The sequence below is a fragment of the Synechococcus sp. RS9902 genome, from assembly GCF_014279635.1.
Classification (GTDB): Bacteria; Cyanobacteriota; Cyanobacteriia; order PCC-6307; family Cyanobiaceae; genus Parasynechococcus.
Genome location: NZ_CP047949.1, coordinates 483,754 through 510,637 on the forward strand (window position 1 = coordinate 483,754; position 26,884 = coordinate 510,637).

Below are 26,884 nucleotides of genomic sequence, written 5' to 3' on the forward strand. Positions count from 1 at the left end.
GGAGAGGCAACAAAAAACCCCCCGGGCGAGCCGAGGGGTTCTGCGAATCAGCGGAGCTGAAATCAGCCGAGGCCGATCTGGGACAGGATGCCTTGGCCGGTCAGGAGCTCGGTGCCGAGGCCGATCACGATGCCCAGCATGGCCAGACGACCGTTCCAGGTCTCAGCGAAGTTGACGAAACCGAAGCGTGCGTTGTCAGACATGGGTTGAACCGGTTGGTTGTAAGTCAATGTAACAAAGGTTGGAGTTTTGTTGAGTGTGTTAACGGCTACGCGCCGGGCTTTTTCTGGTCAGGATTGCTGGCCATTTGATTTGCGCTTGGTGCGGGCCGTCGGCAGCGCCTGGCGGGGGTCTTCGGGCCAGGGATGCTTGGGGTAGCGGCCTCGCATTTCCCGGCGCACCTCCTGGTAGCTGCCTTCCCAGAAGCCTTTGAGGGCGCGGGTGCGTTGCAGGGGGCGTCCGGCTGGTGAGAGCAGCTCCAGCGTGACGGGGATTCGGCCATTCAGCACGTGGGGGCCGTCGTCAGATCCAAACATCTCCTGCAATTTCACGGCGAGGATCACTTCGTCGGCGGTGTAAAGCAGCGTGGCTTGCCGGCCGGAGGGGATCGGGATGCGGCGCGGCAGCAGGTCATCAAGCTGTTGCCTGAAGCTCCAATCCAGATCGCCCCAGAGTGCTTCTTCTAAGGCTGTCGCGCTGATGTCGCTCCAGCCCAGGCAGCCCTCCAGGCTTGGGCCCAGCCAGGTGTCGGCTTGCTCCAGCAGGGTTGTTAGGTCGCGATTAGGCCAGGGGACGCCCACTTGTTGGTGCATCCATGCCAGCCGTTGGCGCAGCTGATCGCTGTTGTCCGTCCAGGGCAGGGCATCAAGGCTGGCATCCTTCTTCAGCTGCTCGATCAGCAGGGTGCGGCACAGCGCTGCAGCTGGCGAAGGCTGTGGCGTTCGGCGCACCACCAACGCCCCCAGTTTGAGCTGGCGTTCGGCCCGAACCCGCTGGCGTTCGGGATCCCAGCTGGCCTCGTCCTGCCAGTGGCCGTCCCGCTCAGCGATGCTCTCCAGGGTGCTCTGGCTCAGGGCCACGGCCATCTGGATCTGAGTGTCCCGGCCGCCCATGTCGACCCTGGCGACGGCCAGGGCTGGACTGCCCTGGAGCGGATCCCAGGGCAGCAGCGTGGCTCCGCGGCCCTGACGCAGCTGATAGCGACCGACCTGGCCTGGACGCTGTTGCGCCAGCCATTCCGGAAAGGCCGCCAGGATCAGATCGCCAGCATTGACGGATGCGTCTCGTTTCTGGGGTGAGGCACCCAGTCGCTTCAGTTGGCGGCGAAGCTGCTGGCTGAGCGTTCGTAGGGATGGATGGCGCTGGATGCTGTTGAGCCGAGCTTCGAGATCGCTGCCGATCTGGCGGCGATTGAAGGGATCCCGTTCGCTGAGGATGGCCGCCAGATCACAGCCCAGCTGGGGGACGCCCTGTTCGTGGGCTTCCACCAGCAGCATGCCGAGACGGGGGTGAACGCCGAGGCCGCCGATCAGCCGCCCCCGCTCGCTGATCCGGCCGTCGTGCTCCAGCAGGCCGAGCTGCTGCAGGCCGTGCTGTCCCTCTTGCATGGCTGCTGAGGGGGGAGGGTCCAGCCACGGCAGCTCTTCCCCCAGTCCAGCCCCCCATTGGGCCAGTTCCATTAGCACGGGCTGGGGATCTGCCAGCAGCAGTTCAGGGGGGTGAAAAGGGGGGCGCCGCTGTTGCTCTGCCGGTGACCAGAGGCGGATGCAGTGGCCCGGGCATTGCCGGCCTGCCCGGCCCCGGCGCTGTTCCGCACTGGCCAGGCTGGAGACGGTGGTCTCCAGACCCTCCATGCGGGTGTTGGGGTCGTAACGCAGTTGACGGCTGAGGCCGCTGTCAATCACCAGGCGCACCCCATCAATCGTGAGGGAGCTCTCGGCAATGGCGCTGGCCAGGATGATGCTGCCGTCTTGGTTGGGCTCGCAGCGCTGCAGGGCTGAACTCTGCTGCTGCAAGGGCAGCTGACCGTGCAGCGCCTGAATCTTCCAGTTCTGCATGGACGGGGCGGCCGTCAGGATCTGTCTGCAGCGTTCAATCTCCGCCAGCCCCGGCAGGAAGACCAGAACCCCGCTGCCCTGCGGTTGGTCGAGGGCGTGTTGCTCGATGGCGCGCAACACCTGTTTTGGCAGGGGTTCGTCCGGCCGTGGTGGTTGGTGGTGCGTGTCCACCGGGTAACAGCGGCCCGGGCTTTCCAGCACCTTTGCTTCGGGCAGCCGTTCCCTCAGATCGGATAGATCCAGCGTGGCTGACATCAAGATCACGGCGAGATCTGGATTCAGTAGAGGCCTCGCCTCGCGCAGCAAGGCGAGGGATAGGTCCGCGTCCCGCCCCCGCTCATGAAATTCATCGAAGATCACGCACCCCACCCCATCGAGCGAGGGATCGCTCTGCAAGCGCCGCAGGAAGAGGCCGTCGGTGATCACTTCCACCTGGGTGCGATTGGATCGCTTCTGTTCCCCGCGCACGGCATAACCGATGCGCGCGCCGATGTCTTCTCCAAGGCTCTCGGCAAGACGGGCGGCGGCCGCTTTGGTGGCCAGTCGCCGCGGCTCGATCATCCAGATTTTCTGATGCTCTTCAAGAACGCTCTGGCCTTCCGTCAGGGCTCCAATCAGCGCCAGGGGGACCCGTGTGGTCTTGCCCGCCCCCGGCGGTGCCTGGAGCAGAACCGTTTCCCCTGGGCGGACCGCAGAACAGATCTGCTCCAACAGGGCGTCGATCGGGAACTGGTTCAACGCGGTGTTGCCGCTCGATTCACGGGATGAGATTCATCAGGCCGAACAGCACCAGGCTGCTGATGGCGCCGACGGCCGCCAACAGCCGCACCAGCGGGCCGATGGAAACGACAAGGGAGGCCATGAAGACTTTCTTAAAGGCCGGATTAATTCCGGTCTAGCCCCCTTGTCAGTGGCATTGCTGCATTCATTCGCACGCCTTTACAGAAAACCCGTGCCGGATCAGCGCACGTGGCGGGTCCCATCCACGGGGTGGTACTCCTCGCCGGTGAGTTCTTCAAACACGATGGCCGGGAGACCGGTTTCGAACATGGTCTGCAGGGCTTCCTTGAGATAGGGATTCCAGCCTCCGGTGCTTACCTGGCCGTGGCGGACGGTCCAGTCCCAGGTGCCCTGAAGGTCGCGGGGGATCCGGCCTTCCCGGTCACGACGGGCCACCAGATCAAGAGATTCCACAAGTCCCACGGTGATGGGGTCCTTGCCGTAGGCCGGAGTCAGGCTCAATTCCAGGCGGACGGGGTCTTCTTTCATCAGCCGAAGCCGAAACCGTGGGGGCAGCTTGAGGCCTTTGATGACCGCGGCAACGATGCGTGTTCTCTGATCCACTCAGGCGACCCCTGTCGACTTCAAGCGCCCAATTTATTCAGTGCCGGGTCCCGCGGCCGTCGAGGCTTCGTCATCGTCACCGCCGAAGCGCACCGTCAGCAGGGCCTCTTCCGTGATCCGTCCCTCGCTGTCCAGAAGTTCTGGGTGGACGGTGACCTGGCCTGTGCGGTCGTTCGGAGCGTTGCTGGGCGTGCTGTTGATCGGACCGCTGGCAGCGCGGAAACCCTTGCTCATCACGCGGAAGGCCTGCCACAACAGGGCCACGAACAGCGCTCCGTAAATGAGGGGAAACAGCGAACCGAGCATGACCCTTCGACCCAGCTGAATATCTGCATTCTCACGCTATCGGGACCCCGGTCGCATGTGGTCACAGCTTTGACACGGAACTTGGCTGTTTTCGGATCTGCTCTGCGTAGCGTCGAGGCAGCCGATCGCCCTGAAGCTGTGGTCAACTCCCCGTCCCGCTCGCTGGTTGCCTCTGCTCTGGCGGGGGGATTGCTGGTGGCCGGCATGTCGTCGCTTTCCTTGATCGTTGGCTCTCAGCAAGCCGAGGCGCGCCCGGAGATCCGTCGCGGCTCGTTTGTGGCTGCCGCTGTAAAGCGCAGTGGTCCGGCAGTGGTCAGCTTGGAGACGGCGCGGACCGTCAATCAGTCCAGTGTTGCGGGTGTGCCGCCGGCCTTGATGCAGGACCCTTTGTTTCGCCACTTCTTCGGCTTCCCACGCGCCACGGCCCCGCGCTCCAGGGTGCAGCGCGGCCAAGGCAGTGGAGTGATCTTCGATGCCAAGGGCCTTCTGCTCACCAATGCCCATGTGGTGGAGGGGGCGGATCAACTCACCGTGGACCTCTCCGATGGCAGGAGGGTGCCTGCCCGAGTGGTGGGCAAAGACAGCCTCACCGATCTCGCGGTGGTGCGCCTGGAGGGCTCCGGGCCCTGGCCGGTCGCGGATCTGGGGGATTCCGACCGGCTCAGCGTGGGCGACTGGGCGATTGCCGTGGGCAATCCCTTTGGCCTGGAGAGCACGGTGACTCTGGGAATCATCAGCAACCTCAACCGCAACGTTGCCCAGTTGGGAATTTCCGGCAAACGTCTTGACCTGATTCAGACCGACGCGGCGATCAATCCTGGTAATTCGGGTGGGCCACTGCTCAATGCCGATGGTGAGGTGATCGGCATCAACACCTTGGTGCGATCAGGGCCTGGGGCGGGTCTGGGTTTTGCCATTCCGATCAATCGGGCTCGAACCATTGCCCAGCAGCTGGTGGCCAGCGGCAAGGCCCGTCATCCGGTGATCGGCATCCGTCTGTCGCCGGTGCCCCGGCCGACGCCCACTTCCCCGGTGCCGCCAGGTGCGGTGATTCGCGCTGTTCAACCTGGGGGGCCGGGGCACCGCGCCGGGCTCAAGGTGGATGATGTGATCCTTCGCTTCGACGGCCAGGTGGTTGACGGCCCAGCTGCGGTGGTCAGTGCCATTGAACGCCGCGGTGTCGGTGCCACGGTTGTGCTCGAGGTGCAGCGAGCTCAGGAGCGGGTCTCGATCAACGTCAAGCCCGTCAATTTGTCGGCCTTGGCCCCTGGCTGAAGCTTTTGGCTCAGGCGTCGTCGGCGTCCCTCAGTTGTTCGACGCATTGGGTGATGCAGTCGCCATCGTCGAGCGAACAGGTGGTGATGCACTGGAAATAGGTTTCCACGGCGTCCCAGGTCTGCTCATGGGGGGCCGGACCGGGGGCTGTTGAACCGCCAACGGGTTCGCTGTTGCCGGGGCCGGGAACCATGCTCATCGGGGCTGGAAGGTCAGTTTTGTCAGCCTATGCAGATGAAAACAGCAGGTAAAGAGAAATAAGTCTTCCTGCCTAAACCTGTGTGAAGTTTTCGTTGCCGTCGCCTGATGCCAGTCAGGCCGCCTTTTTACGGCGGGCATCGCGTGCCTTCTGCTTCTCCTTGTTGGCCTTCCGCTTGGCTTCCCGTTCTGCAGCCAGTTCTTTCTCCTTGGCGGCTGCCCTTTCCTCCTCTTTTTTCTCGAGGTAGTAGTTGTAATCCCCTCGATACATCACCAGTTCGCCGTCCCGCAGTTCCACGATGCGGTTGGCGACGCGGGAGATGAAATAGCGGTCGTGGGAGACCAGCAGCGCGGCTCCCTCGTAGGCCATCAAGGCGTCCTCGAGCATCTGCTTGGCGGGGATGTCGAGGTGATTGGTGGGCTCATCCAGAACCAGCAGATTGCAGGGGGTGAGCAGCATCAGGGCCAGGGCCAGACGGGCTTTCTCTCCGCCGCTGAGCTTCCCGACTTCCTTGAACACCGTGTCGTTGCTGAAGCAGAAACTGCCCAGCAGCGAACGAACCTGAGTCTGGGTCCAGTCGGGAACCGCTTCGTACATCGTGTCGATCACGGTCTTGGACAGATCCAGGGCTTCGGCCTGGTTCTGTTCGAAGTACCCCGCAATCACGTTGTGCTCCCCAAGCCGGGCACTGCCTTCATCAGGGGTCTCAACCCCCATCACCAGGCGCAGCAGGGTGGACTTGCCCGCACCATTGGGGCCCACGAAGGCAATGCGGTCACCCCGCTCCACCTCCAGTTCAGCTCCCAGGAACAGGATTTTGTCTCCATAGCTGTGGGTGATGTTGTCGATCAGGGCAACCTGGGCGCCGGAGCGCGGGGCAGGCGGGAACTGAAAACTCGGCCCGGCCACGGATTCGATCGGTGCCTCCACCCGTTCCACTTTGTCCAGCTGCTTCTCACGGCTTTTGGCCTGGGTGCTGCGGGTGGCACTGGCACGGAAGCGATCGATGTAGGCCTGTTGCGTGGCGATCTCTTTCTGCTGCCGTTCGAAGGCCGCCTGTGTGGCCTCCCGCTCCAGTTGTTTTTGCTCCAGGTGGGCGGTGTAGTTGCCGAGGTAGCTGCGGGACACCCCCCGTTCGGTGGAAACGATCTGATTGCAGACCCGGTCGAGGAAGGTGCGGTCATGGCTGATCACCACAAGGGCTGCGCTCTGCTCCAGCAGGTAGTTCTCCAGCCACTGGATGGTTTCGACATCCAGATGGTTTGTGGGTTCGTCGAGCAGCAGAAGATCCGGTTCCTGCAGCAGGATTTTTCCCAGGGCAATCCGCATCTGCCAGCCCCCGGAATAGTCCTTCACCTGCAGCTCAGCGTCCTCCGGGGTGAAGCCGATCGTGGGCAGGAGCTTGTCGATGCGGGCATCGAGTTCGTAGCCATGCAGTGCTTCGAAACGGCTTTGCAGCTTTCCCAGTTCTTGGATCAGCTGGTCCAGATGATCGGGATCTTCCGCAGCCCGTTCGGAGCCCATCGCCTCTTCAACCTGCTGCTGCTGGTTCATGACCTCGGCCGCTTCGCCGAAGGCTTGAAACAGTTCCTGGCGCACCGTGCGCTCCAAGTCCACGTCGAATTCCTGCTGGAGGTAGGCGATGCGGGGCTCCCCCTGCCGAACCACCTGGCCGCTTGTGGGCTCTTCGTGTCCGGCGATCAGACGCATCTGGGTGGACTTGCCGGCGCCGTTCACCCCCACCAGGCCGATTCTGTCTCCGGGTTTCACCTCCCAGGTCACGGCGCGGAGCACTTCTCCCGTGGGGTAGATCTTGCTGACGTTTTCGAGTCGCAGCACCGGCGGAAGGCGTGATGCCCCCCATCATCCCTGTCGGCAAACTGGTGAGGGTTCACGTAGGCTGGTCGCCGTGCTGAAACTGGAGCAGCTGGCCGCTCTTGTGGTGGCTGCAGGATTAGCGATTGTGAGTTACTTGCTCTTCTTCAGTTGGGCCGGAGGTGGCGGCTACGAACGCCGTGAACGCGCTGAGCCCCAGGCTCTTCTGACGCCCGAAGCCCCCGAGCTCACAGACCACCTCTCGCCTTAATCAGCCAGCGCTTGCTGTCGTCGTCATCAAGGCTGGCCAGATGGTCGCGCACTTCCTGGGTCGTGACGGGAAGCCCTAGCCGGTCGCCCAGGCTGCAGATGCTGGCCATGGCCCCGTTTGGATCCTGGAGCGCCTGACGGAACAGGGCCTGGGTCTGTTCCGGATTGCTGCTGATTCGGGCGTACAGCGATGCAGCGTTGGAAGCCATCGCGATCTGAGCAACTGCTCAAACGCTATTCAGCACCGAGAGTCTTGTCAGGCAGCTTGTTCGATGCCGTCATCGTGCTGCCCCAGGGCCGAGGCGTCTTTCATGCTGCGGGCGTCCATGCAGAGCACCTTGCGCAGTTGGGCGTAGTTGGCGGCCTGGGTGCTGCGCCCTTCCTGGGAAGCGCCGTATTCGGCCCGTTGCAACACGTGGTGCAGGTGGGTGAGCAGATAGGTGCTGATGACGGCTGACACCAGCACGTCGCTGTTTTCAGCGCTGCGACGGGGGCGTCGGGACCGAGCGCGGGTGCCGGCTGGGCTGCGACGGGAGCGAGGTGTGGCTTCGGTCATGGGGTACTCCGAGGAGGACCAATGCCCCCACCATAGTCATGGATACTACCCTTGACCATCTCTGTACACTTTTTAGTAGCAGAGCCTCTTCCAGGGGATCCGGTCGTGCCCACCCGTCAGACCTCATCCAGCGGGAAGCCCAAGTCCCCGAGAATTCAGGTGGTTCTGCCTGAGGATCTCTGCGCGCGTCTCACGGCGATGGCGGAGTTGGAATCCCGCACTGTGAGCAACATGGCGAGGGTGCTGATCCAGCAGGGAGTTCAGCGCCATGAGCAGGAGTTGGAGGCGTCCGCACCGGCTCCGTCCCGCGAGGAGCGCCTGCGGTCTGCCCTGGAATCACAGCAGCCCCGCCGTCTGCGGGGCGCCCCCCGGCGCCTGCGCTTGCACCGGCCCGGTTAGCCCGGCTCCACCCGCGTGCCGAGCACGGCCTCCCGAGAGGCTCCGGTGACGGCGGGCACATTGCCGGGATGTCCCCTGTGGTGCCACCAGCCCAGCAACGCGAAGACCAGCGCTTCTCGGGCTTCCGTCGGCACCCCCAGACTGCTGCTTGCATCGATCTGTGCGCCTCGGCAGCGCCGCCGCAGCTCATCGATCAACACTGGGTTTTGGCTGCCACCTCCGGCTGTGATCAATTCGATCGGTGCGATCCCAACGCTTTGGCGCAGACGTGCTAGATCCTCGGCAACCACAGCGGCGGAAAAGGCCGTCAGGGTGGCCATGGCATCTGCCGCCGAGGCTCCACCGAGCTGACGTAGCCGCCGGTTGAGGTCGTCCTGTCCGAAACACTCCCGTCCCGTGGATTTTGGTGGTGCCAGCTGGAAATACTCCTCCTGGAGCCAGCGCTGGATCCAGCCCTCATCCGCATGACCCTGCGCTGCCATCGCTCCACCCTTGTCGAAGCTTTGGGTGCCATTGGTGAACTGGCGCATGCCCAGGTCAATCAGGCTGTTGGCGGGGCCGCAGTCCCATCCCAAGATCGCGGCATGACGATCCACTCCACTGCAGGGGGGGATGAGGGTGAGGTTGGCAATGCCGCCCAGGTTCAGCAGGGCCCGCCAGCCCTGCGTGCTCCCAAGCAGTGCCGCATCGGCCCGAGGCACGAGCGGTGCTCCCTGTCCCCCTAACGCCAGATCAGCGGCGCGGAAGTCATGCACCACCGGCCTTTGCAGCAGATGAGCCAGCAGCGGGGCCTGCAGCATCTGCCAACTGGCCCCCCGTACCCCTGGGGTCGGCGGACGGTGCCAAACGGTCTGACCATGGCAACCGATCAGCTCAGCTGTTGCATCGGGATCGCAGGCCTGCACTGCTTTGGCTTGCACCTCCGTGATGGCTTCCGCCAGCTCCAGCCAGCAGGATGCCGGCATCGGTGCACCCTGGCCGGCTGCCACCACTTGCTGCTGCAGTTCGAGCGGATAGGGCTGGTGGTGGTGGCGAAGCAAGGACCACTGAGGATGCTGAGGTGGGCCGTCGAAGCGCACCAGCACCGCATCCACGCCGTCAGCACTGGTTCCGCTCATCAGCCCGAGGCAGTGCATCGGCTCAGTTTTTTGGGAGCCGTTGCAGGTCGTCCACTAGTCCCATCACCACAAGCAGGTGCCCCTCCTCCAGCACGTGGGATGCCGGTGGGTTCACCATCAGGCTGCTTTGCGGTCCTGCCGCCAGCACGTTCACCCTGAAGTTCTTGCGCAGATTCAGCTCCCGTAGCGACCGCCCCACAAACGGTTTCGGAACCTTGATCTCCTCGATGCAGTGCTGTTCATCCAGGGCCAGCCGCTCCATCAGGTTGGGGCGCACCAGTTCAAGACCCAGGCGCTCACCCTGCATGCGCGAGGGAAAGATCACCCGGTCGGCTCCCACCCGCTTCAGCATTTTTTCGTGGAGGTCGCTCGTTGCCCTCGCGATCACCTGGCGCACGCGGCTTCCCTCGCTGTCTTTGGCGATCAAGGTGGCGGTAATGCTGGCTTCGATCGGTTCACTGATCGCCACCACGACGGTGCCCATGTCGAGCACGCCGGCTTCTCGCAGGGCCTCTTCATCGGTGCAGTCTACGACGCGGGCCTCCACGCTGGGCTCCACCTGACGCAGTTCATCCACCGCCCGCTCAGAGCGGTCCACGGCCAGCACATCCGCTCCGTTCTGAAGCAGTTCCCGGCAAACGGCGATGCCGAAACGGCCCACGCCGATGATCGCGAAGCCGAGTCTTTCGCTGCCCTGGGCCGGGCTCCACTGCCACCACTCCTTCATCGCTGCCTCCCCCGCTGATCGCGCTCAGACATACAGATCCTCGCTGGGGTAACCGACTCGATTCTGGCGATTCATCTGGATTTGTTCCTGCGTCATCGCTTCCCAGATCGCACTCAGCAGCAACAGGATCCCCAGCCGTCCCACAAACATTCCCACCATCAGCACCGCCTGGCCGAAACGGGGGAGTTCAACGGTGACTCCCAGATCTAGGCCCACCGTGGCAAAAGCGGAGATGCAGGTGAACAGCATTTCCATGAAGGTGAATGAATCCTTCCCGTTCAAATTGCTGGCGATGCTGATCAGCATCGCCATGGCCATCACGAACAGCAGGGAGCCCACCGTGATGCCGACGGCCCTCAGCACCACCTTGTCGCTGATGCTTCTGTTTCGGATCACCACCACCTCACGGCCCCGCAGGGTGGAGCGGGTGGCCGCCATCAAGGCGGCCACGGTGGTGGTTTTGATCCCGCCACCGGTGCCGCCTGGGCTGGCCCCGATGAACATCAGCACCATCAGCAACAGCAGGCTCGATTCGGTGACGGTGTCGAGCGAGAGCGGAAGGGTGCTGAAGCCGGCTGTGCGTGCCGTGACGGATTTGAACAGGGCTGTGAGCCAGCGCTCAGACCAGGGCATGCCCGCGAAGATCTCACCCTGGTTCAACCATTCCGTCAGGGCCACCCCCCCTGCCCCGAAGACGATCAACAGCAGGGTGGTGCGCAGCACCAGGCGGGAGTGCAGGCTCAGACGCTGCCGACTTCGCCGTCTGCGCAGCAGCTGTGTGGTCAGATCGCTGGTGACCCGCCACCCCAGGCCGCCGGCAACGATCAGCAGCATCACCACGGCATTCACAACCCCATTGCTGCGGTAGCGCTCGAGGCTGTCGCTCCAGAGTCCGAATCCCGCGTTGTTGTATGCCGAGATGCTATGGAACACCGCAGCCCAGAGGCGTTCGCCCTGGTTCGGTATGTCATCGAAGCCGAAGTGATACAGGATCACAGCCCCCACCAGGATCACCAGCGTCGCGGTCAGGGCAATGCCACGAAACGTGCGCCCAACGCCCCCAACGCCGAATTCATCCAGGGCCTGCCCCCGATCCAGGCGGCGGCGCAGGGCTGTTCCCTGCACCACAAAGCCCTGGAGAAACGTGGTGATGGCCATCAAGCCAAGGCCCCCCGCCAGGATCATCAGGGCCAGCACCGCCTGGCCGAAGGTCGTGAGATCGGCACCGATGTCGATGATCGACAGGCCGGTCACGGTGATGGCCGATGTGGCCGTGAACAGAGCTTCCCAAAGCCCCACGCGGTTTGAGGAGCACAGCGGAGTGGCCAGCAGCAACGTGCCGATCAGCACCACCAGCAATCCAGTCACCACGGTGAACTGTGGAACGGTGAGCCGACGATGCCAGCCCTGGCTGCGTTCGATGGCCCTTCTGATCGGCACAGGTGCGCGCGAGATCTGACCAGTGTTGTTCAGGATCCGCCGTAATGCCAGAGGATCAAGGCCGGCACGAGGATGGTCATGATCAGCGTCAGGCCAAGTCCGTAGCGGGTGACGTCCAGAAAGCGATAACGGCCTGGACCGAACACCATCAAATTGGTCTGATATCCGACGGGGGTGAGAAAGGACTGACTGGCTCCGAACAGCACTGTGATCAGCAAGGCGGTGGGAGACAGCTGCAGGGACGGGGCCAGTTGCACTGCGACAGGCGCAAGCAGGGCCACCGAGGCCGCATTGCTCATTACCTGGGTCAAGAGCGTGGTGCCGATGAAGACCACCATCAAAGCGGCATAGCTCGGCCAGCCCGCCAGCTCCTGCTGGAGCACCAGGGCGAGGGCATCGGCGAGGCCCGTGCTCTGTATGGCAACGCTGAAACTGGTGAGGGATCCCAGCAACAGGATCACGTCCAGCCGGATCGAGCGCTGCAGTTCACCAAGGCGCAGGCAGCCGGTGGCCACCACGCTCACCATGGCCAACAGCACCGCCGCCACCAGGGGAATGGGGGTGAGCGTCGGCAGCAGCAGCATCGCCAGGGCAATGCTGACGGCCACGGGCTTGCGCCGCACGGTGGGCAGGTCATCCTCCAGTCGGTCCAGCACCAACAGGTCGTTGCTGGCCTGCAGACCGCGTATGGAGTCGATGGGTGCCTGCAGCAGCAGCACATCTCCTTCGCGCAGGATCACCTGGCCGAGGCGTTCCTGAACGGTCTCCTGGCCGCGGCGAAGGGCGAGCACCGTGGCGTTGTGGCGTTGCCGGAACCGCAATTCCCGCAGGCTGGCGCCGGCCAGGGTGGAACCAGCCGGCAGCAACACTTCCACGGTTTTCTGACCGCTTGACTCTTCGGTGTTTAAGCTGAATCCGGCGTTCTGCCCCTGGGTTGTTAGCTGAACCGTGTGATCCTGCTGGAGACGCAGCAGATCCGGGCGTGTGACCCGCAGCAGCAGGCGATCGCCGGCCTCCAGCCGTCGGTCCGCCAGGGGGGGCAGAAGTCGTTCTCCACTGCGCTGCAGTTCCAGCACGTCTACATCAAAGCGTCGTTGCAGTCGGCTGTTCAGCAGCGAGTGGCCCACCAGCTCTGAGTCGGGGGGGATGCGCACCTCCGTGCAGTAGCTGCTGTCCTTGGGGTTGCCGCCGAGCTCATCTGTGCTGACACCACGGTCCGGTAGCAGCACTCTCGGAGCCATCACCAGATAAGTGGCCCCTGCCAGCCAGACCGGCAGGCTGATCAGGGTGAAGCTGAATAGATCGAGGGAGCCGTAGCCCAGTTGTTGGCTGATGTCGCTCACCAAGAGGTTCACCGAGCTGCCCAGCAGGGTCAGGGTCCCCCCCAGAACTGTTGAAAACGACAAGGGCAGCAGCACCCGTGATGGCGAAATGCCGCGCCTTTGGCACCAGCCCTCTACCACGGGCAGCAGCGATGCCACCACCGGTGTGTTGGGCACAACTCCCGATACCGGGGCGATCACGAAGGCCATCAGCGCAACCAGACGGCGCGAGGAGCGGATCCGCTCCGACGCGATCAAAGCCCTCAGGCGATCCAGGGCACCGCTTTTGAACAGTGCAGCGGAGACCGGGAACAGGCCCAGCAGGGTGATCAGTGCAGGACTGCTGAATCCCGCCAAGGCCTCCTGGGGATTGAGCACCCCGGTGGCGATCAGCAGGCTCAGGCTCAGCAACCCCGTGAGCTCCGGGGCAATGACGCCGGTGATGAACAGCACCACCGCCAGGCCCAATACGGCCAGGGTGATCAACGCCTGGGGGTTCTGAAGAGCGCTGCTCAGCTCGGCCATGGCGGCGAGTCGCCGGTCGTCAATTGCGGCGATTCTGCCCCGGGATCAAAAAATTGCTCACGCAGCCACTGCTTGAGGCCTTGCAGCCCATCCCCCCGCACCGCTGAGAGAAACAGAGCATCGGGGTCCCGCTGATGAATCATTTCGATCTCCGTCGCTTCGCAGCGGTCGATCTGATTGGCGATCACCCGGCGCAGGGCGGTGCTGCCAAGCTCATCGAGCAGCCGATGCACTGTGTCCAGGTGGCCTTTCCAGTCGGGGTCAGCAAGATCGACCACCAGAAGCAGCACATCGGCATCCAGTGCCTCCTCCAGCGTGGCGCGGAAAGCTTCCACCAGTGGGGCGGGGAGATCGCGGATGAAGCCCACCGTGTCGGTGAGCAGCAACCGTTCGGGGCGTGCCCCAGGGCAGGGCAGGTCGAGTTTTCGGGTGGTGGGGTCCAGGGTCGCGAACAACTTGTTCTCCGCCAGCACGCGATCACTGGCCCGTTTGCCGCATAAGGCATTGAGCAGGCTGGATTTGCCTGCGTTGGTGTAGCCCACAAGAGCCACCCGCGGCAGGCCACGCCGCTGATCCCGCAAGCGGCTGCGGTGGGATTGAAGTTGGCGTTGATCTCGAAGCAGTCGTTCGATGCGTCGGCTGATGGCCCGACGGTCCTTTTCCAGCTGTGTTTCCCCTGGGCCGCGTGTGCCGATGCCACCGCCCTGCCGCGACAGGCTGCTGCCCCGTCCCAGCAGGCGCGGTAACCGGTAGCGCAGCTGAGCCAGTTCCACCTGAAGTCGCCCTGCAGCACTGCCGGCCCGCTGGGCAAAGATGTCGAGGATCAGCTCACTGCGGTCGGAGACCGGGCAGCTGAGCAGCCGTTCCAGATTGCGGGCCTGTACGGGGGTGAGCTCCCTGTCGGTGATGACAAGGGAGGCCTGGCAGCGGCGGATCTCGAGGGCGGCTTCCTGAAGTTTTCCGGAGCCCCAGAGCGTCTGGGGATTGGTTTGGCCCCGGCGCTGGCTGGTCCGGGCCACTGGCTCGGCACCGGCACTACGCACCAAGCCTTCCAGCTCAGCCAGATCCCGCTGATCGCGCTGTTCATCGCCACTGGTGAGCGTCAGCAGAAGCACCCGCTCGTCTCCGGCCGCGGCGTTGATGCTTTGGTGATGGGGTTCGTCCGGTGTGAGGACGCAAAGATCCCTCAGGTCGCCTTGTTCAAACCGTCTCCAGCCATCGGCTTGAGACGGGTCCGGAATCAAGAGTTCGGCCGGGCGAGCTCCATCGGCCGCCGGGCATGGTGCAAAGCGCAGCCAGTGCCGAGGGGCGATGTCGAGGGCGACCACGGCGTCGCGGGGATCTGAGTGCAGCCCTTTGCGGGCAAAAGGGCAGCTGATCAGTCGCCATCCCCCGCTGCTCCGCCGCGGCGTCGCCGGTAGGTGCTCTAACAGCGAATCGCTGCCGGTGAGAGGCCCCAGCCAGAGCAGGCGGCAGAGGCCACGGCCGTCCAGCACCAGATGCAATGCCATCTCCAGATCCAGCACCAGGTCGGCCAAGCGTTCGAGGCTCAGCAGATCGGCGCCGCACTCTTCGGGATGACGGCGATGGCTCAACCGCTCCAGCTGCCGTTGCTGGCTGGGGCGCAGACCACGGCAACGCCCGCCGAGGTGGGATTGCTTCAACGGTTCAACAACCAGGCGCCTGCCGAGCGCAGACCCAGAGAGAGGCCTGGCAGGCGAGTGAGATAGGTGGCCCGTCGCAACTGGAAGGCCAAGGGGCCGGCCAGGGTGAGTCCCATGCCGGTGAGGGTGGCTTCACCGACACCGAGGCTGAGCATTTCGCCGCGGTCCTCGAACTGGAAGGGTTGTGGCTCTTCCTCCATCCGCAGCTGCGCGATGGCTGCGGCAGTGGCATCGCCCTGTTGCATCGCTACCTGGGCGCTGGCGGGCCATGGGCTGCCTGGCCGGGCTGAGAGATCCCCGAGGGCGAACGTGTTGGTGCAGCCCACCAGGCGCAGGTCATCGTCAACGGCCAGGCGCCCCCGTTCCAGCACAGGTGTGGGTGAGATGGCGGGGATGGAGGGGCTGCTTCCTGCGGTCCAGATCAGGCCTGCATGACGCAGAACAGCACCATCGGCAAGAACAGCAGTGCTGGGCTTCACTTCGCGCACGCTGGTGTTGAGCTGGACCACCACCCCTTTGCGTTCCAGTGCTGCCTGGGCCCGCTCGCGATTGAACGCTGTGCTGCCGGGAAGGATTTCATCGCCCATCTCCACCAGGCGAACGCTGGCAGCACCGTCGACCAGATCCGCCAGCTTGCAGGCCAGTTCGACGCCGGTTGGTCCCGCGCCAACAATGATCAGCCCGGCCTCTCCATCCCGTTGCTGGTGCAGGTTGTTGAGCCATTGCTTGAGGCGGCTCACATCGCTGAGGTCACGGAAACCGGAGCTGTGTTCCTTGACGCCTGGAATGCCGAAGTCATTGGCTTTCGAGCCCGTCGCCAGCACTAGTTGTGACCAGCCCAATCGATCTCCAGAAGCCAACTCGATGCTTTGGCTGGTTTGGTCGATGCCAACAACGCTGTCTTGGATCCAGCAGATGCCGTTATTCAGCAGTTGGTCATAGCGGGGGGCCACCTCCCAGCCTTGAAGTTCATCACTGAGCAGTTCGTACAGCAGCGGTTGAAACAGAAAGCGATCCCGCGGTTCGACCAGAACGATGGGGCAGCTGGGTTGTCGACGCTGAAGAGCTAGTGCTGTGAAAAGTCCGCCGAATCCACCGCCAACGATCACCACGGCATCCGATGGGGACGAGGGTGAACGCATGAAGGGATCTGCTGGTTCTCAAACGATAGGAACCACACCCGGTCCCACGACAGGGGAAGATGGCGTGATGACGGAGGCTCCTGAGGCCATGGTGCCCATGGCGGTGCAAAACGAGTTGCTCGAAGGGCGCCAGTTGCTGGAGTCGATGGAGCCGCAGCAGCGTCTGGCCTGGGGATTGGAGCAGTTCGGCGGGAATTTTGCCCTCACCACGAGTTTTGGCATCCAATCGGCTGTGTTGCTGCACATGCTGAGCACCCTCCCTGGGGGTGATGCTGTGCCGGTGATCTGGATTGATACCGGTTATCTGCCTCCAGAGACCTACACCTACGCCGCTCAACTCACCCAGCTGCTCGGTGTTCGTCTGGTGGTGAGTCAGAGCGAAATGTCTCCGGCTCGGATGGAGGCCCTGCACGGGCGGCTGTGGGAATCCGGTCGCGTGGAAGACCTGGAGACCTACCACCGGATCCGCAAGGTTGAACCCCTGGAACGAGCGCTCAACGACCTAGAGACGCGCTGCTGGGCCAGCGGTGTGCGACGTGGTCAGACCGATCACCGCCGCTCCATGACCGCGTTGGATCCGATTCGGGAACGTTGGTCCCTGCGCCCCCTGCTCGAGTGGACGCAGCGCGATATCTACTACTACATGCAATCCAACAACCTTCCCCAGCACCCGTTGTTCGAGCAGGGCTATTCCACCGTTGGCGACTGGCACTCCAGTGGTCCTGATCTGGGAGATCTGAGTGGCCGGGACACCCGCTTCGGCGGGTTGAAGCAGGAGTGTGGAATTCATGTGCCCCAGGAGGCCAACGAAGGCCTGATGGGTGAAGGCATCTGAGTGACGGGGTCTGCACGGGGCGGCGGACGCGCTCTGCTGATTGGCAACAGCCGTTGGCATTGGGCCGAGCGCCAAGACCACGCTGTTCGTGTTGATCACGGGCCGCCCGACCCTGGTCGCATCGGCACCAAGCCTCCAGTTTGGGCGGCGGTGGGGTCGGTTCCCGAGCAGCTCATGGCCCACCAGGATCTGCGCATTCGCCTTGAGGATGTGCCTTTGCCCAAGGCTCCTCCTTGGTTAGGGGTGGACCGAGCTCTCGGGGCCTGGATGGCCTGGCGTTGCAGTCAGGAGCAACAGCTCGACTGTTCCAGGGGATTGCTTCTGGTGGATGCCGGCACCGTGTTGAGCCTTACCCGGGTGACGGCGGACGGTTGTTTTGGAGGTGGCCAGCTGATCCCGGGCTATCGGCTCCAGCTCCAGGCCATGGCCGAAGGAACCCTCGGTTTGCCATCAATCCCTGGGGAACTCGACAACGACGCTCTGCAGGAGGTTTTCCCACAGCAAACCGTGGCCGCCATGCAGCGCGGTGTGCTTGAGGCGATGTTGGCCTCCATTGCGGCGGCTCAGCAGCACGCCCAAGGCTTGCTGTGGATCTGCGGTGGTGACGCTGCCCTGTTGAAGCGTCATTGGTCCGGTGCAACGGAGTTGTTGCAGCTGGAGGGTGATCTTCAGTTGCAAGCACTGCTGAGCCTGGGCGATGGGCTCAGCTCAGGCCGAGATCGCTGATCAGCGTGTCGGCCATGGTGGCCGCTTTCACCTTGAGATAGATCCGCTCGAGTTTTCCTTCCTCATCAATCAGGAAGGTGTGGCGCATCATTCCCATGTATTCGCGTCCCATGAACTTCTTCAGCCCATAGCTCTCGTAAAGGCTGGCGACGGCACAGGGCTCCTCATCGGTGAGCAGGGTGAAGGGAAGGTCGTGCTTGTTGATGAATTTGTTGTGGGAGGTGGCTCCGTCCTTGCTGATGCCCAGAACGGTGATGTTGTTGGCTTTCAATTGCTCCCAGCGATCGCGGAAGTTGCAGGCTTCTTTGGTGCAGCCCGGGGTGTCGTCCTTGGGATAGAAGTACAGAACAACCTTGTTTCCGCGCAGTGAAGCGAGGCTGATGGGATCACCGTTTTGATCGGGAAGGGTGAAGTCGGGGGCGGCGTCGCCGATTTGCAGACTCACGGAAAGGGCTTGGTCAGTGGCGGCAGCGTACGGCCCTCAGGACAAGACTGTCTGTGCTGCCTACGTTGCATTCAACCTGCAGCTGTTGGGGCATGGCGTCGCGGATTCGGGTCGAGCAGATCGCACGCTCCCTGGCGGCTCTCAGCCTTTTGGCCATGGGCTTGAGCGCACTTGTTGCTCCGCGAGATGGTTTCTCGCTGGATCACGCTGTTCCACAGTCATCCCAGGCGAATCTCAGCCGGCGGCTGATGCAGCGCGAGGTCTCCCTGCATCAACGCAGCGAGGCCGAAACCCTGCTGAAAGCGTTCGCTCGTGCGCAGATGACGCGCCATTACTGGGGTGAATTCGCAGGCTCGCTCCCGGATCTGGGATTGTCGTCCGGGTCTCAGTTTCAGGCAACGGTGAATCGCGATGCTGTGCGGACCCGGCTGTGGCTTGAGCCCCATCACGGCACGGAGGCCTATCTGGCGGAGGTGGAGCTCTCGGGTGGTCGGCTGCGGATGCACCACTGCCGTGGTGATCGGAAAAGCAGCAGGCCAGGCCGCGGCGGGGCATTGTCCGGATGGCTGGCAACGCATCTCTTTGAAGTGATCTGAGCGTTCTGCTTTTGATTCTTCGTTAGGACGAACTGATCTCAAGTAATGGGTTTCAGGTGGCTCTCCCCGGCAAGATGGTTTTCACCTTATCCATGCTTTGTAGGTGGCCCAGTTCGGGCAAACTTCTCTGGCTTTTTTATTTCGAGCTGGTCCAGATCGAGCTGAATTAGCGAGTCTCGCGTGTCTCTTTTACTGGAAGCCGGTTCTCTCAATGTTTGCCAACTCTTAAGCAATTGGGTGATGTCGGTGTTTCTTATTGAGGGGGCTAATTTTTTATTGACGTGCTTGTTTGTCGTCCCGTGTTTTCTCGTCTCGCTGCTGGCCTGCTGGCTGGTGCATCCCTCGCCGCTCTGGCCGTTCCTGCTGAAGCAGGCACCTCCCGCCCCGTTCGCTGGAACACCGGCGGCGCCGTCTGGACCACCACGTCTTCTGAATTCAAAACCTTCTTCAGCAACGGTTACATCACCGATCGTGCTTTGAGCTCCGGCATCAGCAGCTCCGGTTGGACTGCCGAGGAAATTCAGGAAGGCATGACCAAAACCTATGTCGTTGACATCATCGGCGTCTCCCACTTCCTGTACTCCGACGATGGCGTCAGGTTCCTGAAGGACCAGACCCGTTCTTACTTCCCCTACTGGAAGATGAAATCCACCTCTGTGGTGGCCTTGCGTTCCGCGATCATTGCCGACTCCATCGACGGTGCAATCTCTTCCGCCGGGATCATGGCCGAGCTGCCCGTGGACTTCCGTCTGGCTGACACCTGCGGCACCTTCGACGGCATTCAGAACGTCTGTGCCCCCAACCATTGCCAAGGCGAGGCCCAGTGCACCTCGCTGCTCTCCTGGTTTGTCTTCCTGCCCGCTTGTGTTCAGGCCAACTCTGGGCTGCCCGAGCCCGCACCTCGGGCTGTCGCGCCCGCCCGTCCTCTCTGGTGATCAGGCTCAGATCCCTTTACTTTTAGCCCCGGCTTCGGCCGGGCTTTTTTTTGGCCTGCCTCGCTCGCCTTGAATCAGTTGATGGCGCATCGGTAGTCGTAAACCGACTTCGCCCAGGCCGTTCAAGGATCGGCGCAACTGCGCTAGCACCTCCGTGCTGATCTCCCCCATGGCCTGCCGGTAGGGCGACCCTTCGGTCAGCCATCGCTCAGCCAGTTCCGTGCCCCCTGGAAGCGTGAGATGTTCCAGCCACTCCTCACAACGGAGCTGCCAGCCGGCGTTCTTTAAGGTCTCGTCCGGCCGCTGCTGCTGCTCAAGCCACTGCTGTTCCTGAGCCACAAGATCGCTGAACAGCTCTTTGGGATCGCCGTCTTGGAGCAATGCACCAGCGGGCCCCAGTTCGGCGCGGCTGATCAGCAGCCGTAAGCCTGTTGTCGGCTCGGCATGTTGGTTGATGGCCTCCAGCAGTGCTGTCCAGTTCTGCCCTTGCAGGTCGGCAGCGGCGAGGCGTCCTGCGATCCAATCGAAGGCCTGGAGTGCGGGCAGAGCGTCGAGGTTGCCGGTCAGCAGCTCTGGCCGATGTTCCGGCTCGAGCAGATCCATCTGTGCTGCCAGCCGGCTCCGGTCTGCTTCGTTCTCGCAAAGCACGGTCACGCCACCTTCCGGGGCGGCCCTCAATGGATCGAGGGCCCAGATCAGCGAGCGCATCCCCAGCAACAGCACCCGATCTCGACGGGTCCAGGGGATGTCCCGCCAGAGCCGCTCGCGCAGGCGCTGCAGTCGCTCTCCCTCCTGCCCGAGTTGACGCTGCACCCAGCGGTCCACGCCCGGACGGTCGGGCCCACTGCTCAGCAGCAAGGGCTGGTCGGCCGCCAGTTCTGCGGCTGCGGCGAGTTGGGCGGCCCGGCGTTCGGCCATCCGTTCGCGTCGTTCTCCTTCCCACCCGAGTTGTCCGGGCTGCCAGAACACTTCCCCTTGCAGGGCTGTGGGGAGGTATTGCTGCTCCACCCAGTGTTCGGCGTAGGCATGGGGGTAGCGGTAGCCCGCGCCATCGCCGAAGGCGGCTCCATCCCGATTGGCATCGCGCAAATGCCCGGGCACGTCCTGTTTTTGCGCATCGCGCACGGTTTTGAGGGCATCAAAGAAGCCCAGAACGCTGTTGCTCTTTTCGGTGCCCGCCAGGTACAACGCAGCCTGGGCCAAGGGATACAAGCCTTCGGGCAGTCCCACCCGTTCGAAGGCCGCGGCACAGGCTTCCACCACAACCATGGCCTGCGGGTCGGCCAGGCCGATGTCTTCCCCCGCTGCAATCAGCATCCGCCGAAAAATGAAGCGGGGGTTTTCACCGGCCTCCACCATGCGTGCCAGCCAGAACATCGCCGCATCGGCATCGGAGCCCCGCAGTGATTTGATGAAGGCGCTGATCGTGTCGTAGTGGGCATCGCCGTGCTTGTCGTAGAGCACGGCCCGCTGCTGGATGGATTCCTCGGCGATGGCCAGAGTGATCTGAATCACGCCATCGCCATCGGGTTCGGAGCTCTCCACCGCCAGTTCAAGGGCGTTGAGCAGGCTGCGGGCGTCTCCGCCTGCCACATCAACGAGATGGGTGGCGGCATCGCTGCTGATGGCGATGGCGCGGTCGCCGTAGCCCCGCTCGTCGTCTGCAAGGGCGCGTTGCAGCAGCCGCTGCAAATCCTCTGGTTCCAGAGGCAGTAAACGAAACAGCCGCGAGCGGCTGACCAGTGCCTTGTTGACTTCGAAATAGGGGTTTTCTGTGGTGGCGCCGATCAGGGTGACGGTGCCGTTCTCCACCCATGGCAACAGCGCATCCTGCTGGGCGCTGTTGAAGCGGTGCACTTCGTCGATGAACAGGATTGTGCGCAAGCCATGCCGTTCAAGGCGTTGGCGTGCAGCATCTACCTCGATTCGTAAGTCTTTGACGCCTGCCAGTACGGCGTTGAGGCTGCTGAAATGAGCGCGGGTGTGATTAGCAATGATCCGCGCCAGGGTGGTTTTGCCGACCCCGGGGGGGCCATGCAGGATTAGGTTGCCGACCCGATCAGCCTTGATGGCACGGTGTAGGAGCCGTCCGTCGGCAAGGATCCCGCTCTGGCCCTCAAATTCCTCCAGCGTGCGCGGGCGCATGCGATCGGCCAGGGGGGCCAGCCGCCTCCGTTGCTGCTCACCGTGAAAAGCGAAGAGGTCCTGGCTCAACGAACAATCGACGTTGACCCAGTGTCCCTGACGTTCTCAATCAGCGCTTGAGCTGGGCCGAATCGAACATTTTTTGGATGCCTGTTTCGACACGTCGAAACCTTCGCGGACAAGGTCTTATGAACTCCCCATAATCCGGCAAAAGCCTTTTTGCCGTGCGTCATCCGCAGCGACTCCTGCTCACCCTCGCGGCTCTGATCACGGTCAGTTCCTGCAAGAGCGAACCGCCGAAGCCGCCGCCGCCGAAGGTGCAGGCCGTCTCCACCCAGTTGGCTGAATTCACTGAGGGTGTCGACACCGTCAGCACCTTGGAGGCCAGCAACCTGGTCGAGCTCGCTGCTCAATCGGGGGGTCGGATTGAGGAACTCAAGATCAGCCAGGGTGATGAAGTTGCGCCCGGTCAGCTACTGGTGGTGCTCGATCAAGTTGAAAAAAAAGCCAAAGCCGACAACGCCAAAGCCAACTACGAGCGCTACGCCTACCTGGCTGAGACGGGCGCTGCGTCGCAGAAGGATCTGGATCGCTATCGCACCCAATACATCTCCGCCAAGGCGGAGCTCGACTACAGCAATCTCACCTCACCCGCCGCCGGCACGGTTGCTGATGTGAATGTGAAGGTGGGCGACGTGATTCGGCAGGGCCAGGTGTTCACCAGCCTCGTGCAGAACAACGAACTGGAAGCTCAGGTTGAGGTGCCGGCGGTGTTCTCGACGCGTCTGTCCCTGGGCCAGCCCGTGTTGCTCAGTGCCCCAGGCAGTGAGGATGTGATTGCAACTGGGCAAGTCGGTTCGATTGATCCCCGGATCAACAAGCAGACCCAGGGATTGTTGGTGAAGGCGATCTTCCCGAACACCGATGGGCAACTGAAGGATGGCCAGCGTCTGCGCACGCGGGTGCAGATCAAGGCTGAGCAACAACTGGCCGTTCCTTTCGCCGCTGTCACCCAGACCTCTGGTCAGAGCTTCGTCTTCCGCCTCGGCAGCTTTGAGGAACTCAAAGAAAATCCGGGCAAAGCTGATCTCGAGAAGCTCGAGAAGGGCATCAACGCCGGCAAACTTCCCGCCGATACCAAGTTCGCCCTGCAGACGCCGGTCATGGTGGGCGAATTGGAGAACCAGCTGTACCCGATCACCAAAGGCCTTGAAGCCAATCAGATGGTGGCCACAACCAATCTGCTCAACCTGAAACATGGCATGCCCGTGCAGGTGCAACCCGCCAAGGCGAACTGAGGTTGATCGATGTCTGCTTCCAATAACTTCATCACCCGGCCGGTTCTCAGCACGGTCTGCAGCCTGCTGATCGTGATCGTTGGTTTGATCGCGATTCCGATCCTTCCGATTGAAAACCTTCCCGACATTGCACCTCCAACGGTGAAGGTGCAGGCCACCTATGTGGGTGCTGATGCTGTTGCCGTTGAGCAGGGGGTCACCTCCGTGCTCGAGCAGCAGATTAATGGGGTGGAGAACATGGACTTCATCACCTCCAATAGTTCGTCCGATGGTGTGAGTTCGATCTCAGTTTCGTTCGACAGCGGCACCGACGGCAACATCAACCAGGTGAACGTGCAGAACCGCGTTTCCCTGGCGGAACCTCAGTTGCCGGAGGAGGTGCGCAAGTCGGGTGTCACGGTCAACAAGGCCTCCAACTCGATCCTGCTCGTTTACAACTTCGTCAACGAAGACCCCGCCAAAACCGAATATTCGGTGGAGACGATCAGCGGTTATCTCGACAAGAACCTCACCGACAACGTCAAACGGGTGAAGGGCGTCGGCGATGTCACCTACTTCGGCAACCGCAAGATCGCCTTCCGCCTTTGGCTGGACCCCGAGAAGCTGGCCGCCAACAACCTCACGGCCACCGATGTGGTCAATCAGCTGCGAAGTCAGAACCGTCTGGTGCCCGCCGGCAAGATCGGCGGCGCCCCTGCCCCTGAAGGTCAGGAATACACCTTCACGGTGCAGCTGCAGGGTCGTCTGACCAGCACCCAGGAGTTCGAAAACATCATTCTCAGAACCACTGATGCCGGTGGCTTGGTGCGACTCAAGGATGTGGGCCGCGTTGAGCTCGGCGGTGAGGCCTACGGCATTGATGCCATGGATCTCAAAGGCACGCCTTCTGTTGGCATCGCGATCTACCAGCTCTCCGGAAGTAATGCCATCGAGGTCTCCAATGGCGTCAAGGAGGTGCTGAATGAGTTCGAGCAGACCCTGCCGGTTGGCCTCGGGGTCCAGAAGATTTACGACACCACCGACTTCATCAACCAGTCGATCAAAGGGGTGACCAACTCCCTTCGGGACGCAGTGATCCTGGTGGTGCTGATCCTGTTCCTCTTCCTGCAGAACTGGAAAGCAACGTTGGTTCCGGCCATTGCGATTCCGGTGGCCTTGATCGGCACCTTCGCCCTGGTGCTGGCCTTCGGTTTCTCCCTCAACCAGCTCACGCTGTTCGGTCTTGTGCTGGCCACCGGCCTTGTGGTGGATGACGCCATCACCGTGGTGGAAGACACCTCCGCCAAGAAGGCGGAAGGGATGACCTCGGTGCAGGCCGCCATGGAAACCATGGATGAGCTGTTCGGGGCTGTGATTGCCACTTCCCTGGTGAAGATGGCGGTGTTCCTGCCGGTGTTGTTTTTCCCAGGTGCCACCGGCACCATCTACAAGCAGTTCGCCGCCACGATCCTTTTCTCGATCGGCATCTCCACCTTCAACGCTCTGACCTTCTCGCCGATGCTGTCGGCCCTGCTGTTGTCTCGCGAAACCAAGGAGCTCAGCCGCAATCAGTACGCCACGGCCGGTGTGGTGCTTGGTTTCATTTACGGCTTGCTCAGTGCTGGCAATGGAGCTGCAGCAGCGTTGATCCCAACGGTGATCGGTGCGGTGGCCGGCTTCATCGCCGGCAAGATCAGCGGTCTGCCCCTGCGTCTTCCCTTCACCGCCGGTGGTGCTGCGGTGGGTGTGATCACCACAGGGGTGATCGTCTCCAATCCGATCCCGGTGGTGCTGTTCACCGCCATTGGAGGTGGCGTTGGCTACTTCATCCCGGTGATCTTCACCAACTTCAACCGTTTGTATGGCGGCTTTGAGAAGCGCTATGCGTCGATTCTCGACGCAGTGCTCAAAGCCCGCCCGATTGTGATGGCGGCCCTGGCTGCCGGGATCCTGCTGACGGGATTCGCCTTCACCCGCATTCCCGGTGGATTCGTACCGATCGAAGACCAGGGCTATGCCATCGGTTTCGTGCAGGCTCCTGAGGGTGTCTCCAACGAGAAAACCCTGGCGATCAACCGTCAGGTGGCTCAGGTGTTGCGTTCCGAGGAGGACATCGCATCAGCGGCCTTGTTCAGCGGCGCCAGCCTCGATGGCAACGCCCCCAACAAGGGTCTGTTCTTCATCGGGATGAACCACTGGGATGATCGGCCCGGCAAGGACCACACCGTGGGAGCGGTGGTGAAGCGTCTCAACGCCAAGTTGTATGGCGCGATTGATGGGGGTCGGGTGTTTGTTGTTGAGCCCCCGTCGATTCCCGGTTATGGCACCGGTGGTGGTTTCGAGTTCCAGCTGCTCGACCAAAGCAGTGGCGTCTATTCGTTGAATGAGTTTTTCGGATCTGCTCAGCAGATCATTCAGACGGCGAACAGTGATTCCGTTCTCAATCAGGTTTACACGCTGTTCTCCCCCCAGGCTCCGCAGTACAAGATCGATGTGGACCGGGAGCAGATGGCTTCGCTCGGTGTCGATTTCGCCTCCGCGATGTCTGTTTTCAGTGTCAACTTCGGTGGGCAATACGTGAATGACACCTTCCAGGAGGGCAAGGTGCGTAGGGTGTATGTGCAGGCAGATGAGGTCAGCCGGGCCACCCCCCAGCGGCTGTCCGCCATCTATGTCGCCAATGCCAAGGGAGAGCAGATTCCCCTCTCGGAGTTCTTCACCGTGAAGCAGACGGTGGGGCCCAGTGTCATTCCCCACTTCAACCTCTACCGCTCGATCAAGATCGACGGCACCCCCAAAGAAGGCAACAGCTCCGGTCAGGCGATCGGGGCGATGAAGCAGATCTTCAATGCGGGTAGTTACCAGGGTCTTGGTTTCGACTGGACCGGTATCTCCCGCGAAGAAGTGAAGGCTGGATCCCTGGCGGTGGTGATCTTCGCGCTCGGCATCCTGGCGGTGTTCCTGGTGCTGTCGGCTCAGTACGAGAGCTACACCGACCCGATCATCATCTTGCTGACTGTGCCGACGGCCTTGCTGGGGGCCCTGGTGTTTCTCGGCGGTGCCGGCCAGGTGCTCAACATCTACGCCCAGGTGGGTCTTGTGATGCTGATCGGTCTGGCGGGCGGCAACGCGATTCTGATCGTCGACCTGGCCAACCAGAAGATGGGGGAGGGCGAGTCGGCGCTTGAGGCTGCCAAGTTCTCCGCCAAGTCGCGTCTGCGGCCGATTCTGATGACGGCGATTTCCTCCCTCACGGGCTTCCTGCCCCTGATGCTGGCCAGTGGTGCGGGTGCCCAGAGTCAGTCGTCCCTGGGCCTGGTGGTGTTCGGTGGTCTTTTGGTGGCCACCTTCCTCTCCACCCTTGTGGTGCCTGTCTTCTACGTGGTGATGAAGACGTTGCTGGGCCAGGCCGATGCCAAGCCTCTTGAGGACGGTCCTACCCCCACCCCGCAACCGAGCTGATGGTTGAGTTGAACAACGAGGTGAATAAGCGCAAGCCCTTCAGTGGCATGCGTGTGTTGATTGCAGTGGCCATTGGTGCCGGTCTTGGCCTTGCTGTGGCCTATTTCCTCAAGGTGCTGATCGACAACAGCCCGGCCGAGATTGCGCTGGGCCGTTTACGCCTCTTCTATCTGATGGTGATCAGCTCAGGTGGTCTTGGGGGCTTTGCGATTGAGACGATGCGTCAGCTGCAGGAGGAAGCCACTGATCCCGCCTATCGGCACAGCAAGTCCAACCGCGGCCGTCGTCCCTGAGGGATCCACAA

General features: G+C 62.5%; 26 protein-coding genes. 10 read left to right on the forward strand and 16 right to left on the reverse strand.

Going from position 1 to position 26,884, the window contains the following annotated elements; genetic code table 11:
* Positions 1-62: 62 nt before the first annotated feature.
* From SynRS9902_RS02520 to SynRS9902_RS02535, 4 genes are all read right to left on the reverse strand, one after another.
* Positions 63-203 carry a chlorophyll a/b-binding protein gene (locus tag SynRS9902_RS02520; RefSeq protein ID WP_011365253.1) on the reverse strand — a complete coding sequence of 47 codons (141 nt, stop codon included), beginning with the start codon at positions 201-203 and terminating at the stop codon, positions 63-65.
* A gap of 87 nt (positions 204-290) precedes the next feature.
* Positions 291-2,795: an ATP-dependent helicase HrpB gene (gene hrpB, locus SynRS9902_RS02525; protein ID WP_186509847.1), complete on the reverse strand. Its 2,505-nt coding sequence runs from the start codon at positions 2,793-2,795 to the stop codon at positions 291-293.
* Positions 2,796-3,017: 222 nt separating this feature from the next.
* The gene (locus SynRS9902_RS02530) at positions 3,018-3,401 is read right to left on the reverse strand and encodes a hypothetical protein (protein ID WP_006851931.1); all 384 of its coding nucleotides are present in this window, start codon (positions 3,399-3,401) and stop codon (positions 3,018-3,020) included.
* A gap of 33 nt (positions 3,402-3,434) precedes the next feature.
* The gene (locus SynRS9902_RS02535; protein ID WP_186509848.1) at positions 3,435-3,707 is read right to left on the reverse strand and encodes a DUF2973 domain-containing protein; all 273 of its coding nucleotides are present in this window, start codon (positions 3,705-3,707) and stop codon (positions 3,435-3,437) included.
* Between the two features lie 204 nt (positions 3,708-3,911).
* Between SynRS9902_RS02535 and SynRS9902_RS02540 the strand changes: the two genes are divergently transcribed.
* Positions 3,912-4,982, forward strand: coding sequence for a trypsin-like peptidase domain-containing protein (locus tag SynRS9902_RS02540; RefSeq protein WP_370586330.1), 1,071 nt, complete (start codon positions 3,912-3,914; stop codon positions 4,980-4,982).
* Between the two features lie 10 nt (positions 4,983-4,992).
* Here the strand turns inward: SynRS9902_RS02540 and SynRS9902_RS02545 are convergent, their stop codons facing one another.
* Both SynRS9902_RS02545 and abc-f read right to left on the reverse strand, forming a co-directional pair.
* Positions 4,993-5,181 (reverse strand): hypothetical protein, encoded by a 189-nt coding sequence (locus tag SynRS9902_RS02545; protein WP_006849805.1) that lies wholly within the window; start codon positions 5,179-5,181, stop codon positions 4,993-4,995.
* Positions 5,182-5,295: 114 nt separating this feature from the next.
* A complete protein-coding gene (abc-f, locus tag SynRS9902_RS02550; protein WP_186509849.1) occupies positions 5,296-7,020 on the reverse strand; it encodes a ribosomal protection-like ABC-F family protein in 1,725 nt (574 codons plus the stop codon).
* Between the two features lie 70 nt (positions 7,021-7,090).
* Between abc-f and SynRS9902_RS02555 the strand changes: the two genes are divergently transcribed.
* Positions 7,091-7,267 (forward strand): hypothetical protein, encoded by a 177-nt coding sequence (locus SynRS9902_RS02555; protein WP_186509850.1) that lies wholly within the window; start codon positions 7,091-7,093, stop codon positions 7,265-7,267.
* On the opposite strand, the gene SynRS9902_RS02560 is transcribed toward SynRS9902_RS02555, so the two are convergent.
* Positions 7,245-7,475 carry a hypothetical protein gene (locus SynRS9902_RS02560; protein WP_186509851.1) on the reverse strand — a complete coding sequence of 77 codons (231 nt, stop codon included), beginning with the start codon at positions 7,473-7,475 and terminating at the stop codon, positions 7,245-7,247. The genes SynRS9902_RS02555 and SynRS9902_RS02560 overlap by 23 nt on opposite strands.
* Positions 7,476-7,522: 47 nt before the next feature.
* Positions 7,523-7,822 (reverse strand): hypothetical protein, encoded by a 300-nt coding sequence (locus SynRS9902_RS02565; RefSeq protein ID WP_186509852.1) that lies wholly within the window; start codon positions 7,820-7,822, stop codon positions 7,523-7,525.
* A 105-nt stretch (positions 7,823-7,927) separates the two neighbouring features.
* Here SynRS9902_RS02565 and SynRS9902_RS02570 point away from each other — a divergent pair, with 105 nt between their 5' ends.
* On the forward strand, positions 7,928-8,221 hold the full coding sequence (locus tag SynRS9902_RS02570) for a hypothetical protein (protein ID WP_115160740.1): 294 nt from the start codon (positions 7,928-7,930) through the stop codon (positions 8,219-8,221).
* Here the strand turns inward: SynRS9902_RS02570 and SynRS9902_RS02575 are convergent.
* The 6 genes from SynRS9902_RS02575 to SynRS9902_RS02600 are packed head-to-tail and all read right to left on the reverse strand — an operon-like array spanning position 8,218 to position 16,159.
* A complete protein-coding gene (locus SynRS9902_RS02575) occupies positions 8,218-9,357 on the reverse strand; it encodes an anhydro-N-acetylmuramic acid kinase (RefSeq protein ID WP_186509853.1) in 1,140 nt (379 codons plus the stop codon). The two genes, SynRS9902_RS02570 and SynRS9902_RS02575, sit on opposite strands and share 4 nt — an antisense overlap.
* A gap of 4 nt (positions 9,358-9,361) precedes the next feature.
* Positions 9,362-10,066 (reverse strand): TrkA family potassium uptake protein, encoded by a 705-nt coding sequence (locus SynRS9902_RS02580; protein ID WP_186509854.1) that lies wholly within the window; start codon positions 10,064-10,066, stop codon positions 9,362-9,364.
* Positions 10,067-10,090: 24 nt separating this feature from the next.
* A complete protein-coding gene (locus tag SynRS9902_RS02585; protein WP_186509855.1) occupies positions 10,091-11,506 on the reverse strand; it encodes a TrkH family potassium uptake protein in 1,416 nt (471 codons plus the stop codon).
* 29 nt (positions 11,507-11,535) lie between these two features.
* Positions 11,536-13,353 carry an SLC13 family permease gene (locus tag SynRS9902_RS02590; protein ID WP_186509856.1) on the reverse strand — a complete coding sequence of 606 codons (1,818 nt, stop codon included), beginning with the start codon at positions 13,351-13,353 and terminating at the stop codon, positions 11,536-11,538.
* Positions 13,341-15,017 carry a GTPase HflX gene (gene hflX / locus SynRS9902_RS02595; protein WP_186509857.1) on the reverse strand — a complete coding sequence of 559 codons (1,677 nt, stop codon included), beginning with the start codon at positions 15,015-15,017 and terminating at the stop codon, positions 13,341-13,343. The genes SynRS9902_RS02590 and hflX overlap by 13 nt, the downstream gene beginning before the upstream one ends.
* Positions 15,014-16,159 carry an NAD(P)/FAD-dependent oxidoreductase gene (locus SynRS9902_RS02600; RefSeq protein ID WP_186509858.1) on the reverse strand — a complete coding sequence of 382 codons (1,146 nt, stop codon included), beginning with the start codon at positions 16,157-16,159 and terminating at the stop codon, positions 15,014-15,016. The genes hflX and SynRS9902_RS02600 overlap by 4 nt, the downstream gene beginning before the upstream one ends.
* Positions 16,160-16,226: 67 nt before the next feature.
* Here SynRS9902_RS02600 and SynRS9902_RS02605 point away from each other — a divergent pair, with 67 nt between their 5' ends.
* Positions 16,227-16,994: a phosphoadenylyl-sulfate reductase gene (locus SynRS9902_RS02605; protein WP_186509859.1), complete on the forward strand. Its 768-nt coding sequence runs from the start codon at positions 16,227-16,229 to the stop codon at positions 16,992-16,994.
* Positions 16,995-17,720, forward strand: a complete 726-nt coding sequence (locus tag SynRS9902_RS02610; protein ID WP_186509860.1) for a type III pantothenate kinase — start codon at positions 16,995-16,997, stop codon at positions 17,718-17,720.
* Here the strand turns inward: SynRS9902_RS02610 and bcp are convergent.
* On the reverse strand, positions 17,698-18,165 hold the full coding sequence (gene bcp, locus SynRS9902_RS02615; protein ID WP_186509861.1) for a thioredoxin-dependent thiol peroxidase: 468 nt from the start codon (positions 18,163-18,165) through the stop codon (positions 17,698-17,700). The genes SynRS9902_RS02610 and bcp overlap by 23 nt on opposite strands.
* A 92-nt stretch (positions 18,166-18,257) precedes the next feature.
* Between bcp and SynRS9902_RS02620 the strand changes: the two genes are divergently transcribed.
* Positions 18,258-18,761: a thymidylate synthase gene (locus SynRS9902_RS02620; RefSeq protein WP_186509862.1), complete on the forward strand. Its 504-nt coding sequence runs from the start codon at positions 18,258-18,260 to the stop codon at positions 18,759-18,761.
* 299 nt (positions 18,762-19,060) lie between these two features.
* A complete protein-coding gene (locus SynRS9902_RS02625) occupies positions 19,061-19,696 on the forward strand; it encodes a protein phosphatase (RefSeq protein ID WP_186509863.1) in 636 nt (211 codons plus the stop codon).
* A gap of 6 nt (positions 19,697-19,702) precedes the next feature.
* Here SynRS9902_RS02625 and SynRS9902_RS02630 read toward each other — a convergent pair whose 3' ends face one another.
* On the reverse strand, positions 19,703-21,910 hold the full coding sequence (locus SynRS9902_RS02630; RefSeq protein WP_186509864.1) for an AAA family ATPase: 2,208 nt from the start codon (positions 21,908-21,910) through the stop codon (positions 19,703-19,705).
* Positions 21,911-22,065: 155 nt separating this feature from the next.
* On the opposite strand from SynRS9902_RS02630, the gene SynRS9902_RS02635 reads away from it, so the two are divergent.
* From SynRS9902_RS02635 to SynRS9902_RS02645, 3 genes are read left to right on the forward strand one after another with little or no spacing between them, the layout of a single operon-like run.
* Positions 22,066-23,139, forward strand: a complete 1,074-nt coding sequence (locus SynRS9902_RS02635) for an efflux RND transporter periplasmic adaptor subunit (protein WP_186509865.1) — start codon at positions 22,066-22,068, stop codon at positions 23,137-23,139.
* Between the two features lie 9 nt (positions 23,140-23,148).
* Positions 23,149-26,580, forward strand: a complete 3,432-nt coding sequence (locus SynRS9902_RS02640) for an efflux RND transporter permease subunit (protein ID WP_186509866.1) — start codon at positions 23,149-23,151, stop codon at positions 26,578-26,580.
* Positions 26,580-26,873 (forward strand): hypothetical protein, encoded by a 294-nt coding sequence (locus tag SynRS9902_RS02645; protein WP_186509867.1) that lies wholly within the window; start codon positions 26,580-26,582, stop codon positions 26,871-26,873. Before SynRS9902_RS02640 ends, SynRS9902_RS02645 begins: the two co-directional genes overlap by 1 nt.
* Positions 26,874-26,884: the final 11 nt, after the last annotated feature.

Bases quoted from the DNA above. Each gene is read 5' to 3' on its own strand.
- SynRS9902_RS02535 (WP_186509848.1), bottom strand. From the start codon at position 3,707: ATGCTCGGTTCGCTGTTTCCCCTCATTTACGGAGCGCTGTTCGTGGCC.
- SynRS9902_RS02620 (WP_186509862.1), top strand. From the start codon at position 18,258: ATGGCGTCGCGGATTCGGGTCGAGCAGATCGCACGCTCCCTGGCGGCT.
- SynRS9902_RS02600 (WP_186509858.1), bottom strand. From the start codon at position 16,159: ATGCGTTCACCCTCGTCCCCATCGGATGCCGTGGTGATCGTTGGCGGT.
- SynRS9902_RS02605 (WP_186509859.1), top strand. From the start codon at position 16,227: ATGACGGAGGCTCCTGAGGCCATGGTGCCCATGGCGGTGCAAAACGAG.
- SynRS9902_RS02560 (WP_186509851.1), bottom strand. From the start codon at position 7,475: ATGGCTTCCAACGCTGCATCGCTGTACGCCCGAATCAGCAGCAATCCG.
- SynRS9902_RS02645 (WP_186509867.1), top strand. From the start codon at position 26,580: ATGGTTGAGTTGAACAACGAGGTGAATAAGCGCAAGCCCTTCAGTGGC.
- SynRS9902_RS02545 (WP_006849805.1), bottom strand. From the start codon at position 5,181: ATGAGCATGGTTCCCGGCCCCGGCAACAGCGAACCCGTTGGCGGTTCA.
- SynRS9902_RS02565 (WP_186509852.1), bottom strand. From the start codon at position 7,822: ATGACCGAAGCCACACCTCGCTCCCGTCGCAGCCCAGCCGGCACCCGC.
- SynRS9902_RS02540 (WP_370586330.1), top strand. From the start codon at position 3,912: ATGTCGTCGCTTTCCTTGATCGTTGGCTCTCAGCAAGCCGAGGCGCGC.
- SynRS9902_RS02590 (WP_186509856.1), bottom strand. From the start codon at position 13,353: ATGGCCGAGCTGAGCAGCGCTCTTCAGAACCCCCAGGCGTTGATCACC.
- SynRS9902_RS02580 (WP_186509854.1), bottom strand. From the start codon at position 10,066: ATGAAGGAGTGGTGGCAGTGGAGCCCGGCCCAGGGCAGCGAAAGACTC.
- SynRS9902_RS02520 (WP_011365253.1), bottom strand. From the start codon at position 203: ATGTCTGACAACGCACGCTTCGGTTTCGTCAACTTCGCTGAGACCTGG.
- SynRS9902_RS02575 (WP_186509853.1), bottom strand. From the start codon at position 9,357: ATGCACTGCCTCGGGCTGATGAGCGGAACCAGTGCTGACGGCGTGGAT.
- SynRS9902_RS02640 (WP_186509866.1), top strand. From the start codon at position 23,149: ATGTCTGCTTCCAATAACTTCATCACCCGGCCGGTTCTCAGCACGGTC.